Here is a 466-nt window from a genome sequence, read left to right as displayed (position 1 = left end):
CCTTTATGGTCTCTCTTTCCGACAGGCGCGAATGAGCCCAGTGCAGGCCCCACCGTCTGAGGTAGGGACGAACCAGATCGGCAGCACCGGGTCGCGTCATGAACACGTCCAGCTTGTGCCTCAATCGGTTGCGATCGCGAATGAGGTGGCGTTGGGCATTGGCGCCGAAGGCAGCCGACGGTCCGATCAGGAGCGTTTCCCGACCCGTGGCGATCTTCACGATGGCAACCACCGACTGCAGCACGCGCTTCTTCCGGTTGACGAGCTCCCTGGAAGCCGAGGCAGAAACAAACCTGCCACGGCCACCTATCTCAACGACGTTTCACGCACCAGTCTTATGCGGTGCATACCGGCAATTTTCAAACAAGACATCGCCCGGCAGTAAACCGACAGCGAGCCAGAAGAGGTGCGCCGCAAGACGATCGAGATCAACGCTTCTTGCCGGCGGCTTCGCGGTATGCTTCGC

The 466-nt window shown here is 60.3% G+C and carries 1 protein-coding gene; it reads right to left on the bottom strand.

Annotated features, from left to right (window positions below; genetic code table 11):
* Nucleotides 1-244 (bottom strand): hypothetical protein (locus AC1D0P_RS29145; RefSeq protein ID WP_477679919.1); only part of this gene is annotated, 244 nt, incomplete at its 3' end.
* Nucleotides 245-466 lie beyond the last annotated feature (222 nt).

Source organism: Polaromonas sp. P1_G2 (genome assembly GCF_056405515.1).
The sequence above is the reverse complement of the archived record's forward strand: the minus strand, read 5'-3'. Positions and strand labels throughout refer to the sequence as shown.